Origin of the sequence: Quadrisphaera sp. RL12-1S, assembly GCF_014270065.1 — a bacterium.
Lineage (GTDB): Bacteria > Actinomycetota > Actinomycetes > Actinomycetales > Quadrisphaeraceae > Quadrisphaera.
The window spans coordinates 248,470-264,351 of the sequence record NZ_JACNME010000001.1 but is presented as its reverse complement, the minus strand read 5'-3'; the positions used below and the strand labels follow the sequence as shown (position 1 = coordinate 264,351).

Annotated in this window: 15 protein-coding genes and 1 riboswitch; of the genes, 10 read left to right on the top strand and 5 right to left on the bottom strand. The window is 76.2% G+C overall.

The features are described 5' to 3' along the window. Positions 1–49 precede the first annotated feature (49 nt). The 5 genes from glmS to tsaE are packed head-to-tail and all read left to right on the top strand — an operon-like array spanning position 50 to position 5,677. Entirely contained in the window at positions 50–1,963 is a 1,914-nt protein-coding gene (glmS, locus tag H7K62_RS01120) for a glutamine--fructose-6-phosphate transaminase (isomerizing) (RefSeq protein ID WP_186715584.1), read from the top strand. Positions 1,964–1,993: 30 nt separating this feature from the next. Further along, positions 1,994–2,353, top strand: a complete 360-nt coding sequence (locus H7K62_RS01115; RefSeq protein ID WP_186715577.1) for a holo-ACP synthase — start codon at positions 1,994–1,996, stop codon at positions 2,351–2,353. Continuing rightward, complete coding sequence (locus H7K62_RS01110) at positions 2,350–3,918, top strand: bifunctional ADP-dependent NAD(P)H-hydrate dehydratase/NAD(P)H-hydrate epimerase (protein ID WP_186715575.1); 1,569 nt, start codon at positions 2,350–2,352, stop codon at positions 3,916–3,918. Before H7K62_RS01115 ends, H7K62_RS01110 begins: the two co-directional genes overlap by 4 nt. Before the next feature lie 20 nt (positions 3,919–3,938). Beyond that, complete coding sequence (alr, locus tag H7K62_RS01105; RefSeq protein WP_186716473.1) at positions 3,939–5,183, top strand: alanine racemase; 1,245 nt, start codon at positions 3,939–3,941, stop codon at positions 5,181–5,183. A gap of 56 nt (positions 5,184–5,239) precedes the next feature. Next, positions 5,240–5,677, top strand: coding sequence for a tRNA (adenosine(37)-N6)-threonylcarbamoyltransferase complex ATPase subunit type 1 TsaE (tsaE, locus tag H7K62_RS01100; RefSeq protein WP_186716461.1), 438 nt, complete (start codon positions 5,240–5,242; stop codon positions 5,675–5,677). Between the two features lie 103 nt (positions 5,678–5,780). On the opposite strand, the gene H7K62_RS01095 is transcribed toward tsaE, so the two are convergent. Then, positions 5,781–7,532 carry an MDR family MFS transporter gene (locus tag H7K62_RS01095; protein ID WP_186715573.1) on the bottom strand — a complete coding sequence of 584 codons (1,752 nt, stop codon included), beginning with the start codon at positions 7,530–7,532 and terminating at the stop codon, positions 5,781–5,783. Next, positions 7,532–8,014, bottom strand: coding sequence for a MarR family winged helix-turn-helix transcriptional regulator (locus H7K62_RS01090; protein WP_370591548.1), 483 nt, complete (start codon positions 8,012–8,014; stop codon positions 7,532–7,534). Before H7K62_RS01090 ends, H7K62_RS01095 begins: the two co-directional genes overlap by 1 nt. 101 nt (positions 8,015–8,115) lie before the next feature. Between H7K62_RS01090 and tsaB the strand changes: the two genes are divergently transcribed. From tsaB to H7K62_RS01065, 5 genes are all read left to right on the top strand, one after another. Then, the gene (gene tsaB, locus H7K62_RS01085) at positions 8,116–8,847 is read left to right on the top strand and encodes a tRNA (adenosine(37)-N6)-threonylcarbamoyltransferase complex dimerization subunit type 1 TsaB (protein ID WP_186715571.1); all 732 of its coding nucleotides are present in this window, start codon (positions 8,116–8,118) and stop codon (positions 8,845–8,847) included. Next, positions 8,844–9,371: a ribosomal protein S18-alanine N-acetyltransferase gene (rimI, locus tag H7K62_RS01080; RefSeq protein ID WP_186715569.1), complete on the top strand. Its 528-nt coding sequence runs from the start codon at positions 8,844–8,846 to the stop codon at positions 9,369–9,371. The genes tsaB and rimI overlap by 4 nt, the downstream gene beginning before the upstream one ends. A 9-nt stretch (positions 9,372–9,380) precedes the next feature. Continuing rightward, the gene (tsaD, locus tag H7K62_RS01075) at positions 9,381–10,478 is read left to right on the top strand and encodes a tRNA (adenosine(37)-N6)-threonylcarbamoyltransferase complex transferase subunit TsaD (protein ID WP_370591547.1); all 1,098 of its coding nucleotides are present in this window, start codon (positions 9,381–9,383) and stop codon (positions 10,476–10,478) included. Between the two features lie 19 nt (positions 10,479–10,497). Next, on the top strand, positions 10,498–11,565 hold the full coding sequence (locus H7K62_RS01070; protein WP_186715567.1) for a lipoate--protein ligase family protein: 1,068 nt from the start codon (positions 10,498–10,500) through the stop codon (positions 11,563–11,565). Between the two features lie 17 nt (positions 11,566–11,582). Then, a riboswitch (SAM riboswitch) is annotated at positions 11,583–11,691 on the top strand. Positions 11,692–11,757: 66 nt separating this feature from the next. Further along, on the top strand, positions 11,758–13,068 hold the full coding sequence (locus tag H7K62_RS01065; RefSeq protein ID WP_186715565.1) for an acyl-CoA dehydrogenase family protein: 1,311 nt from the start codon (positions 11,758–11,760) through the stop codon (positions 13,066–13,068). A gap of 85 nt (positions 13,069–13,153) precedes the next feature. Here the strand turns inward: H7K62_RS01065 and H7K62_RS01060 are convergent, their stop codons facing one another. The 3 genes from H7K62_RS01060 to add form a co-directional block, all read right to left on the bottom strand. Next, the gene (locus tag H7K62_RS01060; protein WP_222436863.1) at positions 13,154–14,263 is read right to left on the bottom strand and encodes a sodium:calcium antiporter; all 1,110 of its coding nucleotides are present in this window, start codon (positions 14,261–14,263) and stop codon (positions 13,154–13,156) included. 273 nt (positions 14,264–14,536) lie between these two features. Beyond that, positions 14,537–14,749 carry a hypothetical protein gene (locus H7K62_RS01055; RefSeq protein WP_186715563.1) on the bottom strand — a complete coding sequence of 71 codons (213 nt, stop codon included), beginning with the start codon at positions 14,747–14,749 and terminating at the stop codon, positions 14,537–14,539. 132 nt (positions 14,750–14,881) lie between these two features. Beyond that, on the bottom strand, positions 14,882–15,868 hold the full coding sequence (gene add, locus H7K62_RS01050; RefSeq protein ID WP_186715561.1) for an adenosine deaminase: 987 nt from the start codon (positions 15,866–15,868) through the stop codon (positions 14,882–14,884). Positions 15,869–15,882 lie beyond the last annotated feature (14 nt).

Here is a 15,882-nt window from a genome sequence, read left to right as displayed (position 1 = left end):
TTCCACGGGGCGCCATCATGCCTGGCGCGCGGGCCGTAGCCTTCCCGCCATGTGCGGCATCGTGGGCTACGCAGGTCCCCGTCCCACCGTCCGGCCCAGCGGACCCACCGGTGGTGAGGCCCTCGCGGTGGTCCTGGAGGGTCTGCGGCGGCTGGAGTACCGGGGCTACGACAGCGCCGGCGTGGCCGTCGTCACCGAGGTGGAGGGCGCCGCGACCGGCGGCGGGGACCAGCACGAGCTGCGCGTCACCAAGCGCGCGGGCCGGCTGGCGCGGCTCGTGGAGGCCCTCGAGGCCGAGCCCCTCCCCGACGCCGCGGCCGCCATCGGCCACACCCGCTGGGCCACCCACGGCGGGCCCACCGACGCCAACGCCCACCCGCACACCAGCGCCGACGGCCGCCTCGCCGTGATCCACAACGGGATCATCGAGAACTACGCGGTCCTCAAGGCCGAGCTCGTCGAACAGGGCGTGCCGTTCACCTCGCAGACCGACACCGAGGTGGTCGCCCACCTGCTCGGCCGGGCCGTGGCCGCCGGTGCCGACCTGACCACGGCGATGCGCCAGGTGTGCGCCGACCTGGAGGGCGCGTTCACCCTCCTCGCGGTGCACGTCGACGCCCCCGGCACCGTCGTGGGCGCCCGCCGCAACTCCCCCCTCGTGGTCGGCCTGGGGGAGGGCGCCAACTACCTCGGGTCCGACGTCGCCGCGTTCATCGGCCGGACCCGCAGCGCGCTGGAGCTGGGCCAGGACCAGGTGGCGACCATCACCGCCACCAGCGTGGAGGTCACCGGGTTCGACGGCGCTCCGGTGACCCCGCGCGCGTTCACCGTCGACTGGGACGCCGCGGCCGCCGAGAAGGGCGGCTACCAGTGGTACATGGACAAGGAGATCCACGAGCAGCCGAAGGCCGTGGCCGACACGCTGCTCGGCCGCACCGACGCCAGCGGGGCGCTCGTGCTCGACGAGCTCCGCATGGACACCGCCGTCCTGCGCCGCACGGACAAGATCATCGTCATCGCGTGCGGCACCGCCGCCTACGCGGGCCACGTGGCCAAGTACGCGGTCGAGCACTGGTGCCGGATCCCGGTGGAGGTGGAGCTCGCCCACGAGTTCCGCTACCGGGACCCGGTGCTCACCGAGCGGACCCTCGTCGTCGCCATCTCCCAGTCGGGGGAGACGATGGACGTGGTCATGGCGATCCGCCACGCCCGCGAGCAGGGCGCCAAGGTGCTCGCCATCTGCAACACCCAGGGCGCCACCATCCCCCGGGAGTCCGACGCCGCGCTCTACACGCACGCCGGTCCCGAGGTGGCGGTGGCCTCCACGAAGGCCTTCCTCGCGCAGATCACGGCGTGCTACCTGCTGGGCCTGTACCTGGCGCAGCTGCGCGGCAACATGTTCGCCGACGAGGTGCGCACGGTGCTGGGCCAGCTGCACGCCATGCCCGACGCCGTGCAGACCGTGCTGGACCGGTCCGACCAGGTCCGCGAGCTGGCCCGCGAGCTGGCGGACTCGAAGTCGGTGCTCTTCCTGGGCCGGCACGTCGGGTACCCGGTGGCGCTGGAGGGCGCGCTGAAGCTCAAGGAGCTGGCGTACCTGCACGCCGAGGGCTTCGCCGCCGGCGAGCTCAAGCACGGCCCCATCGCGCTGGTGGAGGAGGGGCAGCCGGTGTTCGTCATCGTGCCCTCGCCCGACAGCCGCGACTCCCTGCACGCCAAGGTCGTCTCCAACGCGCAGGAGGTCCGCGCCCGCGGCGCCCGCACCATCGTCATCGCCGAGGACGGCGACGACGCGGTGCTCGGCTCGGCGGACCTCGTGGTGCGCGTGCCCCGGGTCCCCACGCTCATGGCGCCGCTGGTGACGGTGGTCCCGCTGCAGGTGTTCGCGATGGAGGTGGCCAGCGCCAAGGGCCTGGACGTCGACCAGCCGCGCAACCTCGCCAAGTCCGTCACCGTCGAGTGAGGGTCCAGGAGGTCCGGCGGTGACAGCTCCGTGATCGTCGGCGTGGGCATCGACGTCGTGGGCGTGGAGAGGTTCGGGCGCACCCTGTCCCGCACGCCCGCGCTGCGGGACAGGCTCTTCACCCCCGCCGAGCGCGACCTGCCGCTGGAGTCCCTGGCGGCGCGGTTCGCCGCCAAGGAGGCCGTGGCCAAGGCCCTCGGCGCGCCCGGCGGCCTGGCCTGGCACGACGCCGAGGTCGAGCGCACCGCGTCGGGGCGTCCCGCGCTGCGGGTGCGCGGGAGCGTGGCGGCCGCGGCCGCCGCGCTCGGCGTCACCTCCTGGCACGTCTCCCTCACCCACGACGCCGGGGTCGCGTCCGCCGTCGTGGTGGCCGAGGGTGGGACCCCGTGACCGCCGCCCACACCGTCGAGGCCGTCCGGCGCGCCGAGCAGGCCGCCGACCCCGGCCTGGCCGGTCGCCCGGCCGGGCACGACGGCCCGCTCATGCTCCGCGCGGCCGCTGGGCTCGCCGCCGTGGTGGCCGGTGAGGTCCGCCGCCGGCGCGGCCGCCTCTACGGGGCGCGCGCGGTGCTCCTCGTCGGGCCCGGCAGCAACGGCGGGGACGCCCTGCACGCGGGGGCCCGCCTCGCGGCCGGCGGGGTGCACGTGGTGGCCCTGCAGTCCGGCGCCCGCGCGCACGCCGGCGGTCTGGCGGCCCTGCGGGCGGCCGGCGGCAGGGTGTTGCCCCCCGCCGCGGACGGCGTCGCGGCCCGCTCCGCGCTCGCGGCCGCTGACGTGGTGCTGGACGGGCTGCTCGGCACCGGTGGCCGTCCCGGGCTGGACGCCTCCGCCTCCGCCCTGGTGGAGGCGGTGCCCGCGCGGGCGCTCGTCGTGGCCGTGGACGTGCCCAGCGGGGTCGCCGCCGGCAGCGGCGAGCTCCCGCGACACGCGGACGGGCGACCGGCCTGCGTCCACGCCGACGTGACGGTGACCTTCGGCACCGCGAAGCCCGCACTGCTGCTGCCGCCCGCGTCCCGGGCGGCGGGGCGCGTCGTCGTCGTCGACATCGGCCTCGACCCCGCCGTGCTGGGACCGGCCGCGGTGGAGGAGTTCGACCCCGAGCAGGCGGCGCTGCTGTGGCCCGTGCCGGGTCCCGACGACGACAAGTACTCCCGCGGCGTGCTCGGCGTGGTGGCCGGCGGTGACACGTACACCGGCGCCGCGCTGCTGTGCACCACCGCGGCGGTGCTGGCCGGGGCCGGGATGGTCCGCTACGTCGGCCCGCCCCGCGCCAGCGACCTCGTGCGCCAGCGGCTGCCCGAGGTGGTCCCGGGGCCCGGCCGGGTGCAGGCGTGGGCCGTCGGCTCCGGCGTCGACCCCGACGACGACGCCCAGGCCGGTCCCGTGGCGCACGCCCTGGCCGCCGCCACCCCCGACGACGGCACGGACGGCGTGCCGTGCCTGCTGGACGCCGGCGCGCTGCCCGCCCTGGCACGGCGCGTGCGCGAGCGCGGACCGCTCGACCCCGCGCGCACGTCAGTGCTGCTCACCCCGCACGCCGGGGAGCTCGCCCGGCTGCTGACCGACCTCGGGGACGGGGACGGGCAGGTCGAGCGCGCCGCCGTCGAGGACCGCCCGCTTGAGCACGCGCAGCGCGCGGCGCGCAGGACCGGCGCCGTCGTCCTGCTCAAGGGGTCCACGACGCTGGTGGTCACCCCCGGCGGGTGGGTGCGCTCGCAGACCGACGGGCCGGGCTGGCTCGGCACCGCGGGCGCCGGTGACGTGCTCGCGGGCGTGGCCGGGACGCTCCTGGCGGCGGGGCTGGACCCCTTCGACGCCGGGGCCCTGGCCACGGCCGTGCACGGCCGCGCCGCGGTGGTGGCCAGCGGGGGTGGCCCCCTGCACGCCGAGGCGGTGGCGCGGGCGGTTCCCGGCGTGGTCGCCCACCTCCTGACCCGGCGGGAGTGGCCCTCGTGAGCAGCGACCTGAGCGACGGCCTGAGCGGCGGCCGCTGGCACGAGCACTGGACGGGCCAGGTGGTGGTGGACCTGGACGCCATCGCCGCCAACGCCGCCCTGCTCGTCGAGCGGGCCGCTCCCGCAGCGGTCATGGCGGTGGTCAAGGCCGACGCGTACGGCCACGGGCTCGTTCCCGTCGCGCGGGCCGCCCTCGCCGGCGGAGCCACCTGGCTGGGCGTGGCGCAGCTGGCGGAGGCGCTGGCCCTGCGCGCGGGCGGGGTCGACGCCCCGGTGCTGTGCTGGCTGTGGGCACCCGGGCAGGACGTGGCGGCCGCGGTGGCCGCCGGGGTGGACCTCTCGGCGTCCTCCGCCGACGCCGTGGAGGTCCTCGCGGACGCCGCACGCGCCGCGGGCCGGCCCGTGCGGCTGCACCTGGAGGCCGAGACCGGGATGGGGCGCGGCGGCGCGACCGCCGCGGGCTGGCCGGACGCGGTGCGGGCCGCCCTGCGCGCCCGGGCTGACGGGACCGCCGAGCTGGTGGGCGCGTGGTCGCACCTGGCCCGCGCCGACGAGCCGGGGCATCCCAGCCTGGCGCGGCAGCGCGAGGCGTTCGAGCGCGCGCTGGAGGTCGCGGAGGACCTCGGCGCCACCTTCGCGGTGCGGCACCTGGCCAACTCCGCCGCCGTCCTCACCGACCCCGGTCTCCGGTACGACCTCGTGCGACCGGGCATCGCCCTCTACGGGCTGTCGCCGGGCGACGGCGTGGGCAGCTCCGAGCAGCTGGGGCTGCGACCCGCGATGTCCGTGCGGACGCGCCTGGCGCTGGTCAAGGACGTGGAGGCGGGGCAGGGCGTCTCGTACGGGCACACCTACACCACCGACCGTCCGACGCGGCTGGCCCTGGTGCCCCTGGGGTACGCCGACGGCGTGCCCCGCGCGGCCAGCGGCGTGGGCCCGGTGGTGGTGGCGGGGGGCCGCACCACCGTGGCCGGCCGGGTCTGCATGGACCAGTTCGTGGTGGACCTGTCAGGCCTTCCGGGGGCGGAGCGGGCCGCCGCGGGTGACCTCGTGGAGCTGTTCGGCGACGGCGCGCTCGGCGCCCCCACCGCTGACGACTGGGCCCGGGCGTGCGGCACCATCGGCTACGAGGTGGTGGCGCGGGTCTCCGCGCGGCTGCCCCGCCGGTACACCGGCTCCGCCGGGGCACCGGCGACCGATGACGACCAGGACACCGGCCAGACCACCGGCCACGAGACCAGCGAGCAGGGAGGGCCAGGGCTGTGACCGCGCGCTCGACGCAGGAGCAGGAGCAGGTGCTGGCGGTGCCGACCGCCGAGGACATGCACGAGCTGGGCCGTGCGCTCGCACGGCTCCTGCGCCCCGGGGACCTCGTCGTCCTCACCGGTGACCTGGGCGCGGGCAAGACCACGCTGGCCCAGGGCCTCGGGGACGGTCTCGGGGTCCGCGGTCCGGTGACCTCGCCGACGTTCGTCATCTCCCGGGTGCACCCCTCCCTCGTCGGCGGGCCGGCCCTCGTGCACGTGGACGCCTACCGGCTCGGCTCGGCCGGCGAGGTGGACGACCTCGACCTGGACGCCTCCCTGGAGGAGGCGGTCACCGTGGTCGAGTGGGGCGCGGGACTGGTGGAGCAGCTGGCGTCCGACCGCCTGGAGGTGCAGCTGGAGCGTCCCTCCACCGAGGCCGACGGCGAGGTGCGGCGGGTGGTCCTGCGCGGGGTCGGGGTCCGCTGGCAGGGCGTGGAGCTGCCCGCTCCCTGAGCGCCGGCGCGCGCCGGTCGCTGCTCACGCAGGAGACCCGCACCCCGGGCGCCGGGGTGCGGGTCTCCTGCGTGGTCACCGGGAGGGCCCGGTGGTCGTGGCGTCAGCGGGAGGCGCCGACCCTGCGGTCGTCGTCGTCCTCCTCCACCACGGGGGTGGTGGAGGTCGGCGCCGCGGCGGCGACCGCGGCGGCGGCACCGTCGGCCGCCTGCTGGGCCGCCGCGTCCTCGGCCTGGGCCTGGACGCCGGCCGTGGCGCGCAGCGGCTTCTCCGGCAGGAACAGGGTGACGAGGAAGCCGACCACCATGACGCCCGCCGCGATGAGGAAGATCGTGTCCATCGCGGAGGAGAAGCCGACCCGGAACGGGTGGGCGATGACGTCGTCGAGGCTGTTGAGGAACGACGTGTCGTTGAGCGAGCCGCCCCCGGAGGTGGCGCTGGCCAGCGTCCGGGCCTGGGCGGGGTCGGCGGCCAGGGCCTGCTGGAAGGCGGCCGTGCCCCGGGCCTCGGTGAACGCGGTCGCGATGCGGCCCACCACGAGGCTGAACAGCAGCGACAGGAACACCGCGGCGCCGAGCGTGCCGCCCATCTGGCGGAAGAAGGTCACCGAGGAGGTGGCCACGCCCATGTCGCGGGGGTTGACGGCGTTCTGGACGGCGAGGATCACCGACTGCATGTTCAGGCCGAGGCCCATGCCGAACAGCAGCATGATCGCCATGGTGGTGACCAGCGGCGTGTCCGCGCCGACGAAGGAGAACAGGACCAGGGCGACGGCGAGGACGGCCGTGCCGACCACCGGGAAGACCTTGTAGCGCCCGGTCTTGCTGGTGATGCGGCCGGAGACCGCGGCGGCGCTCATGATGCCGAGCATCAGCGGCAGGGTCTGCAGGCCGGCCACGGTGGGCGAGGAGCCCTTGACCACCTGCAGGTACTGCGGCAGCAGCAGCATCCCGCCGAACATGCCCATGCCCACGATGAAGCTGCTGACGATGCCGATGGAGAAGGTGCGCTCGCCGAACATGCGCGGCGGCAGCAGCGCCTCGTCACCCATGACGCGCTCGGCGACGACGAACGCCGCGATGCCGACGACGGCCAGGACGTAGCAGACGACCGAGCTCGTGGAGCCCCAGCCCCACTCGCGGCCCTGCTCGGCCACGATGAGCATCGGCACCAGGGCGAGGACGAGGGAGGCGGCGCCCCACCAGTCGATGCGGTGGTCGCGGCGGACGTGGGGGATGCGCAGCACCCGGCCCACGACGAGGAAGGCGACGACGCCGAGCGGCACGTTGACGAAGAAGATCCAGCGCCACCCGGTGAGGCCGAGCAGCGAGCTCTGGCCGGCGAGGACACCGCCGATGACCGGGCCCAGCACGGAGGAGGAGCCGAAGACGGCCATGAAGAACGCCTGGTACCGGGAGCGCTCGCGCGGCGGCACGATGTCGCCGAGGATCGCGAAGGCCAGGCTCATGAGGCCGCCGGCGCCGACGCCCTGCACCGCACGGAAGGCGGCGAGGGAGTACATCGACCACGAGAAGGCGCAGAGCACCGAGCCGACGACGAAGACGGCGATGGCGAACAGGTAGAACGGCTTGCGGCCGTAGATGTCGGAGAGCTTGCCGTACAGCGGCGTGGAGATCGTCGAGGTGATGAGGAACGCCGTCGTGGCCCACGCCTGCAGGGAGTAGCCCTGCAGGTCGTCCGCGATGGTGCGGATGGCGGTGGAGACGACCGTCTGGTCGAGCGCGGCGAGGAACATGCCCAGCAGCAGGCCGGACAGGATGGTCATGATCTGGCGGTGCGTGAACGCCCCGGTGGGGGCGGGGGCGGCGGGGTGCGCCGCTGCGGTGGAGGACATCACGACTCCTGGGGGGAGGTGGTGGAGGGGGAGAGCGCGGAGGCGGCGAGCGCCTCCCGGAAGCGGCGCAGGTCAGCGGTGAACGAGGTGATCTCCTCGGGGGCCCAGTCGGACAGGGCCTCGGCGAAGACGCGGGCGCGCTGGGCGCGCAGCGCGGAGACCGCGGCGCGACCCGCGGCGGTGGTGGCGATGAGGCAGGCGCGGCGGTCGGCCGGGTCGTCCTGGCGCTCGACCAGGCCCTCGGCGACCAGCTCGGCGACCTGGCGGCTGGTGGTGGACGGGTCCGCGTGGACCAGCTCGGCCAGGGCGGTGGTGCGCAGCGGCCCGTGGTGGGTCACCGGGAAGAGCAGGGAGTGCGCCGAGCGCGTCGCCGACTGGGCCTTGTAGAGGTGGACGACGCGCATGAGCGAGCCGAACTCCTCCACCAGGTCCTCGGCGGCCGGCGTGCGCGCCGGTGCGCTCGACGTGTCGATGGATGTCACAAGCAATGACTCTAGGACTGTTGTGTGCAGCGTGCAAGCAACTTCTCCGGCGCGTCGGGTGGCGGGTGGCCGCGCCACCCGGGCGGCCTACGCTGCTGGCCGTGCTGCTGCTCGCCCTCGACACCTCCTCCGCCGTCGGCGTCGCCCTCCTGGAGGGCGAGCGGGTCCTCGCCCACGAGCAGCACCTCGACGCGCGCCGTCACGGCGAGCTGCTCGCGCCGGCCGTCCGGTCCGTCCTGGCGAGCGCCGGTGCGGACCGCCGCGACCTGCGGGCGGTGGCCGTGGGCGTCGGGCCCGCGCCGTTCACCGGCCTGCGCGTCGGCGTGGTGACCGCCCTCGCGCTCGGCGAGGCGCTCGGCCTGCCGGTGCACGGGGTCAGCAGCCTGGACGCCCTGGCCGCCACCGCGCTCGCGGCCGGACCGGTCGGCAGCCGAGGACCGCTGGCCGGCGGGTTCGTCGTCGCCGCGGACGCCCGCCGGCGCGAGGTCCACTGGGCCCGGGTGGCGGTGGACGACCCCGCGGACGCCCTCTCGGGCTGGCGCCGCACCGCGGGCCCCGACGTCAGCGCCGCCGCCGACGTCGTCACCGAGGGGTTGCCGGCCGTGGGGCGCGGTGCCGCGCTGTACCGCGACGCGCTCCCGGGCCCCGACGTCCTGGCGGGCGCCCCGGGCGACGGCCAGGACCCCGTGGCGCTCCCGCTCGACCCCGACCCGGGCGTGCTCGGCGCCCTCGTGGCCCGGCGGCTGGTCGCAGGGGGGGAGCTGCTGCCCGCGCAGCCGCTGTACCTGCGCCGCCCCGACGCCCAGGTCCCCGCGGCGCTCGCCGGCCGATGACCCCGGCTGTCCCGGCCGCCCCGGGGGGCCCCCTCGCCCGCGTGCTGCTGCGCCGCCTGCGCTGGTGGGACGTCGAGCGGCTGCTCCCCGTCGAGGCGGAGCTGTTCGGCGCCGGCGCCTGGAGCGCGGAGCTGTTCTGGTCGGAGCTGGCTGCCCCCGGCCGCACCTACCTGGCCGCCGAGGACCGGGACGGCGCCCTGCTCGGATACGGCGGCCTGGCGCTCGCCGGGCCCGACGCCGACGTGCAGACCCTCGCCGTGGCGCCGGGGGCGCAGCGGCGCGGTGTCGGCGGGCTCCTGCTCGACGCCCTGGTCGCCGCGGCGCGCGAGGGCGGCGCCAGCGCGGTGCTGCTGGAGGTCCGCGCCGACAACGCGCCGGCCGCGGCGCTGTACGCGGCCCGCGGGTTCGAGCGGATCGGGGTGCGCCGGCGCTACTACCAGCCCGAGGACGTCGACGCGCACGTGCTGCGCCTGCGCCTGGGGGGTTCCGGAGCCCGTTCCGGCGCCGAGACCCACCGCTCGTAGGGTGGGGCGGTGACCCTGGCCGCCGGTACCGCCGACCCTGCCGCGCCGCTCGTGCTGGGCATCGAGAGCTCCTGCGACGAGACCGGCGTCGCTCTCGTTCGCGGTGCGCAGCTGCTCGGGCACGCCGTGGCCAGCAGCGTGGACGAGCACGTGAGGTTCGGGGGCGTCGTCCCGGAGATCGCCAGCCGCGCGCACCTCGAGGCGCTGCTGCCGACGATGCGCCGCGCGTGCGAGGAGGCGGGTGCGACCCTCGCCGACGTCGACGCGGTGGCCGTCACGGCCGGGCCCGGCCTCGCCGGCGCCCTCCTGGTCGGCGTGGCCGCGGCCAAGGCCCTCGCGCTGGCGCTCGACGTGCCGCTGCTCGGCGTCAACCACCTCGTCGCGCACGTGGCTGTGGACGTGCTGGTCTCGGGTGCCCTGCCCGAGCGCAGCGTCGCGCTGCTGGTCTCCGGCGGGCACACCGAGCTGCTCGACGTCCGCAGCCCCGCCGGGACCGGGGTGGGGGCGCTGCGCGTGGAGCTGCTCGGCCAGACCCTCGACGACGCCGCCGGGGAGGCCTTCGACAAGGTCGCCCGCCTCCTGGGCCTGCCCTACCCCGGCGGTCCGCACGTGCAGCGCGCCGCCGAGTCCGGCGACCCGGCGGCCTTCGCCTTCCCCCGCGGGCTGACGGCCGCGCACGACCTGCGCCGCCACCCCTACGACTTCTCCTTCTCCGGCCTCAAGACCGCCGTGGCGCGCCAGGTGGACGCGCACCGCCGCGCCGGTGGCGAGGTGGACGGGCCCTTCGTCGCGGACGTCGCCGCCTCCTTCTCGGAGGCCGTGGCCGACGTGCTGGCCCGCAAGACCGTGAGCGCAGCCCAGGACCGCGGCGTGCAGACCGTGCTGCTCGGCGGAGGCGTGGCCGCCAACGCGCGGGTGCGCGGTCTGCTCGCCGAGCGGTGCGAGGCGGCGGGCCTGGCGCTGCGCGTGCCGCCGCTGCGGCTGTGCACCGACAACGGCGCGATGGTCGCCGCGCTCGGCGCGCTGGCGCTCGCCGACGGGCTCGGCCCCTCCCCGCTCGACCTGGCGACCGACCCCGGTCTGCCGGTCTCCACCATCGTCGTCTGACCAGGGAGCAGGTGCCGCGGTGCACGGCGAGTACAAGGTCCCCGGCGGCAAGCTGGTGGTGGTCGACCTCGAGGTCACCGGCCCGCACGAGCTGAGCGCCGGGGGAGTGCTGCGCGACGTCCGCATCTCGGGCGACTTCTTCCTGGAGCCGGACGACGCCCTCGAGGCGATCGACGCCGCGCTCGAGGGGCTGCCCGCCGACACCGAGGCCGCCGACCTGGCCGCTCGGGTCCGCTCCGCGCTGCCGGCCGGTGCCGTGCTCGTCGGGGTGACGCCGGAAGCGGTCGCCGTCGTCGTGCGGCGGGCCCTGGCGCGGGCGACGGGCTTCGCCGACCACGCGTGGTCGCTCGTGCACCGCGGGCCGGAGAGCCCCGAGCTGCTCATGGCCCTCGACGAGGTGCTCCTGGAGGAGGTGGCCCAGGGGCGGCGCGGGCCGACGCTGCGGGTGTGGGAGTGGGACCGCCCGACGGTGATCATCGGCAGCTTCCAGTCGCTGCGCAACGAGGTCGACGCGGAGGCGGCCGGCGAGCTCGGCGTGGACGTGGTGCGGCGGATCAGCGGCGGCGGGGCCATGTTCGCCGAGCCCGGCAACACCATCACGTGGTCGCTGACCGTGCCGTCGTCCCTGGTGGCGGGGATGGGCTTCGTCGAGTCCTACGCCTTCCTCGACGCCTGGGTGCTGGAGGCGCTCGCGGACCTGGGGGTCCGGGCCGAGTACCGCCCCATCAACGACATCGTCTCCGCCGCGGGGAAGATCGCGGGCGCCGCCCAGAAGCGCAGGCCCGGCGCGGTGCTGCACCACGTGACGATGTCGTACGACATCGACGCCACCAAGATGCTGCGGGTGCTGCGCATCGGCCGCGAGAAGCTCTCCGACAAGGGGACCACCAGCGCTGCCAAGCGCGTGGACCCGCTGCGCTCCCAGACCGGCATGGCCCGCGAGGACGTCATCAGCGCCATGGCCGCCTCGTTCCGCTCGCGGTACGGCCTCGTGGACGGGGACGTCACCGAGGCGGAGCTGGCGGCGGCGCGCGACCTGGCGCAGCGCAAGTACCTCGACCCTGCCTGGACCGCCCGGGTGCCCTGACGCTACGGTGCCGCCCAGGTCATGAGCGCCAGCGCCAAGCCCCGGCTCGCTGGCCGGCAACCCCCGCGTCGTGGGGTGCCCCGGGTGATGACCGGACCAGGCGTCCGCGCCCGGTAACGACGCGCTCCTCCTCGTCGGTCCCGGGCAGCGGCGCCCGGTGACGACCACCGATCGCCGAGGAGAGCGCTGTCGATGAGCACCACCACCCAGCCCACCGCCCAGCCCACCGCCCAGCCCACCACGCAGGCCGAGCGGCTCGCCGCGGCCCGCGCCCGCCTGCAGCCGGTCTTCGACGCCGTCGTCCGCGACGTGGTGCAGCGCGAGGTCGACCACCAGCTGCCGCGCGAGCAGGTGGAAGCCCTGGTGGCGGCGGGCTTCACGCGCCTGCGCGTGCCCGTCGAGCACGGTGGTGACGGCCTCGACCTGGTCTCCTTCACCGAGCTGATGATCGACCTGGCCGCAGTCGACTCCAACCTCCCGCAGATCTTCCGCGGGCAGGTCGCGTGGGTGGAGCACCTGCTCTCCCTGCCCGAGGGGCCCTACCGCGACGCGTGGTTCGCGCGCGTCGCCGCGGGGGAGTGGACCGGCAACGCGTGGAGCGAGACGGGCGGCACCACCCTGGGCGGCCAGTCGACCAAGGTGCGCCGCGACGCCGACGGCCGCTGGCGCGTCAGCGGCCGCAAGTACTACACGACCGGCACGATCTACGCCGGGTGGACCGACGTGGTCGCCCAGCTCACCGACGAGGCGACCGTGGCCGCGCAGGAGGCCGGGGACGCCGCCGCGGGGACGGTCACGGCGCTCGTGCGGCTGGACCAGCCCGGCGTGACCGTCAGCGACGACTGGGACGGCTTCGGCCAGCAGCTCACGGGCACCGGCACGCTGGTGCTCGAGGACGCGGTGGTCGCGGAGGACGACCTGGCGCCGTTCGACGACAGGTTCCGCTACCAGACGGCGCTCTACCAGCTGGTGCTGCTGGCGGTGCACGCCGGCATCGCCGCCGCGGTGGAGCGCGACACCGCCCACGAGGTGCGCTCGCGCACCCGCTCCTACAGCCACGGGCTGGCACCGGTGGTCCGCGAGGACCCGCAGGTGCTCGCGGTGGCCGGGGAGATCTCCTCGGTCGCGTTCGCCGCCCGCGCGATCGCGCTGGCCGCCGCGTCCGCCGTCCAGGGGGCGGCGGACACCGCGCACGACCGCGACAGCGAGGCCGACCTCGCCGCCAACGTCCGCGCGGAGATCGCCACCGCGCAGGCCCAGGTGGTGCTCTCGGAGAGCGTCCCGCGCGCCGCGACGCTCCTGTTCAACACCCTCGGCGCCTCGGGCACGTCGCGCGCGAAGGACCTCGACCGGCACTGGCGCAACGCCCGCACGGTCGCCTCGCACAACCCGGTGATCTACAAGACGCGCATCGTGGGTGACTGGTCCGTCAACGGCACCACGCCGCCGTTCGTCTGGGCCATCGGCACGCACACCCAGGCCACTGCCGCGCCCCAGCGCTGACCCCCTCGTCGCACTTTCCGCGGCACGTGCGCCCAGCGCGCCGCGAGAGCCGCACGTGCCGCGGAAGGTGCGCCCAGGCGCGGGGTCAGGTGGTGAGGGCCAGGCCGACGGCGAAGGCGCCGTAGGCCGAGGCCGCCGCCGCGAGGCGCACCGCGCTGACCCGCCGGGTGGTGAACAGCACCAGCAGGTAGCCGACGCAGGCGAGCGTGGCGACCGCGGCCAGCAGCAGCGGGCCCTGCACGTGCCAGCTGGTGAAGGCCAGGCCCAGGCCGGTGGGGATGGTCGCCTGGATGACCATGGAGCCCGCCAGGTTGCCCAGCGCGAGGGAGACCTTGCCCTTGCGGACCCAGATCAGCGCGTTGAGCATCTCCGGCAGCTCCGTGGCGATCGGTGCCAGGAGCAGCGCCACGAGGGACGCCGACAGCCCCAGCTGGGGGGCGAGCGACTCCAGCTGCCCGACGAAGACCTGCGACGCCGCGAAGATGACGGCCAGCGAGACGACCACCTGGACGACGACGGCTGTGGTGCTCGGCCGCTCGCGCTTCGGCTGGGCCTTCAGCGGCTCGAGGTCCTCCGCGCTGTGGGTCTCGCCGCCGGCGCGCACCTGGCGCCAGCAGTAGACGGCGTAGACGCCGAAGAACACCCAGCCGAGCCACGGCTTCACCGCGAACGCCACCAGGCCGAGGCCCGCGGCCACCGCGAAGCTCACGAGGAACCAGGCCTGGTCGCGCGCCAGGGAGCGCGTGTCGAGCTCGGCCAGCTGGGCGGTCTCGGCGGCGGTCGGTCCGCCGGCGGCCACCGCGAGCCCGCCCCGGGAGGAGCCCGTGGCCGCTCCTGCGGCTCCGACCCGCTCCGCGGCCACCACACGGCTGCCGGCGCTGCGGCGGACCGCGCGGCGGTTGGCCAGCAGCACCACGCCGACCACGGCGTAGGCCAGGCTGCCGACGACGAGCGGACCGCCCAGCGCCGCGCCGACCCCGACGTCAGCGCCGGTCTCCTCGGAGCCGAACAGCACCGCGACGAGCGTGACGACGCTCTCGGGCAGGGCGGTGCCAGCGGCGGCCAGCACGGTCCCCACGGCGGCCGACCCGACGGCCATGCGCACGCCGAGCCACTCGACGGCGTTGACGAACCACTCGCACGCCAGGTAGATCAGGACGGCGCAGCCGAGCAGCAGGACGAGGGTGAGCAGCACGCGGTGCCTCCGCAGCAGGTCGCCGCCCCCGTGCGGGCGCGGCGAGGAGGCGGCGAGCCGGGGACCCGAGGGGCCCGCGACCAGCTCACCGCCATCGGTCAGGACGAGTCGTGGTGGCCCGCGCGGCGGGCCGATGACGACGCTAGCGGGTCCTGCGGCGGGGGCCAAGCAGTTCGGTCGCCCGAAAAGAAGGCCACTGACCTGGGCGAACGCCCGCGGGGACTTCGGCCGGCCGAAACCGCGGACGCGACCGGCGGGCGCGTCCGGGAAGGTTCAGGAGCGCAGGGCCGCGGCCCACTCCGGGGCCTGGCGCTCCACGTCCGCGTGAGCTCCGGCGAGGTCGACCGGCTCGCGCAGCACCCGCGGCGCGCGGGCGCGCAGCCGGGGGCGCAGGGCCGGCAGGGCGGCCGCGACGGCGAGGGCCAGGGTGAGCAGCAGCACCGGGGCGGCGAGCGCGACGGCGAGCACGACGACAGCGGTGGACACCGGGAGCCCTCCTCGACGACGGCTCGGGCGGCGGTGGTGCCGCCCGGGTTTCGGTGGACCGAAACTACCACCCGGGACGCTCGTCCGCAGGGGGCTGGCCGGTGTCCACCGACCAGCCCCCTGCGGACCCGCTCAGCCGGCCAGCCACGCCTCCACGCGCTCCAGCGCCCCGCTGACCAGGGTCGCGGGGGCGTGCGCGGCGGCCTCGATGCCGCTGCGCGCCACGGCGGCGAGCTGCGCGTCGTCGAGGCCCAGCACCGTGCGGGCCGTCTCGTACTCCTCCAGCAGGCCGGGACCGAAGAGCAGGGAGTCGTCGGTGTTGACCGAGCAGGGCACTCCGGCGTCCAGGAGCCGGCGCAGGGGGTGCTCGGCGAGGGAGGGGACCACCCCGAGCAGGACGTTGGAGGTGGGGCAGACGTCCAGGCACACGCGCTCGGCCGCCAGGCGCTCGACGAGCGCCGGGTCCTCCACGGCGCGCACGCCGTGCGCGATCCGGCCGGCCCCGAGGTCGTCCAGGGCGGAGCGGACGCTGTCAGGCCCGAGCAGCTCCCCGGCGTGCGGAGCCGCGACCAGACCCCCGGCGCGCGCCACCGCGAAGGCGCGGGCGAAGGGCGCCGGCGGGCCGAGCACCTCGTCGTGGGCCAGGCCGAACGAGACCACGCCGTGGTCGACCCGGGTCACGGCCAGCTCCGCGAGCTCCTCCGCGTCCTCGGGCGGCAGCACCCGGATGGCCGTCACCATCAGCCCGAAGCCCACGCCCAGGCGCGCCGCCGTCGAGCGGCCCTCGTCGAGGGCGACGTCGAGGATCTGACCGGCGTCGGCCAGCTGCGGGCTCTCGTAGTGCGGCCACAGCTGCGGCTCCACCCACACCGCACCGTCGGCGGCGGCGTCCTCGACCACCTCGCGCACCACGCGGCGCAGGTCGTCCTCGGTCTTGATGCACTGCGCCGCGGCGTCGTACAGGCCGGCGAAGGCGCCGAAGTTCCCGTAGCCGCGGGTCTCCGGCACGGGGATGCCGTACCCGGCCGCCAGCTCCGCCAGCGTCGAAGGGCGCATGCAGCCCTCCAGGTGGGTGTGCAGGGAGGCCTTGGGGAGCAGGCGGAGGTCTCGCGCGGTCATGCGCGCAGGCTAGG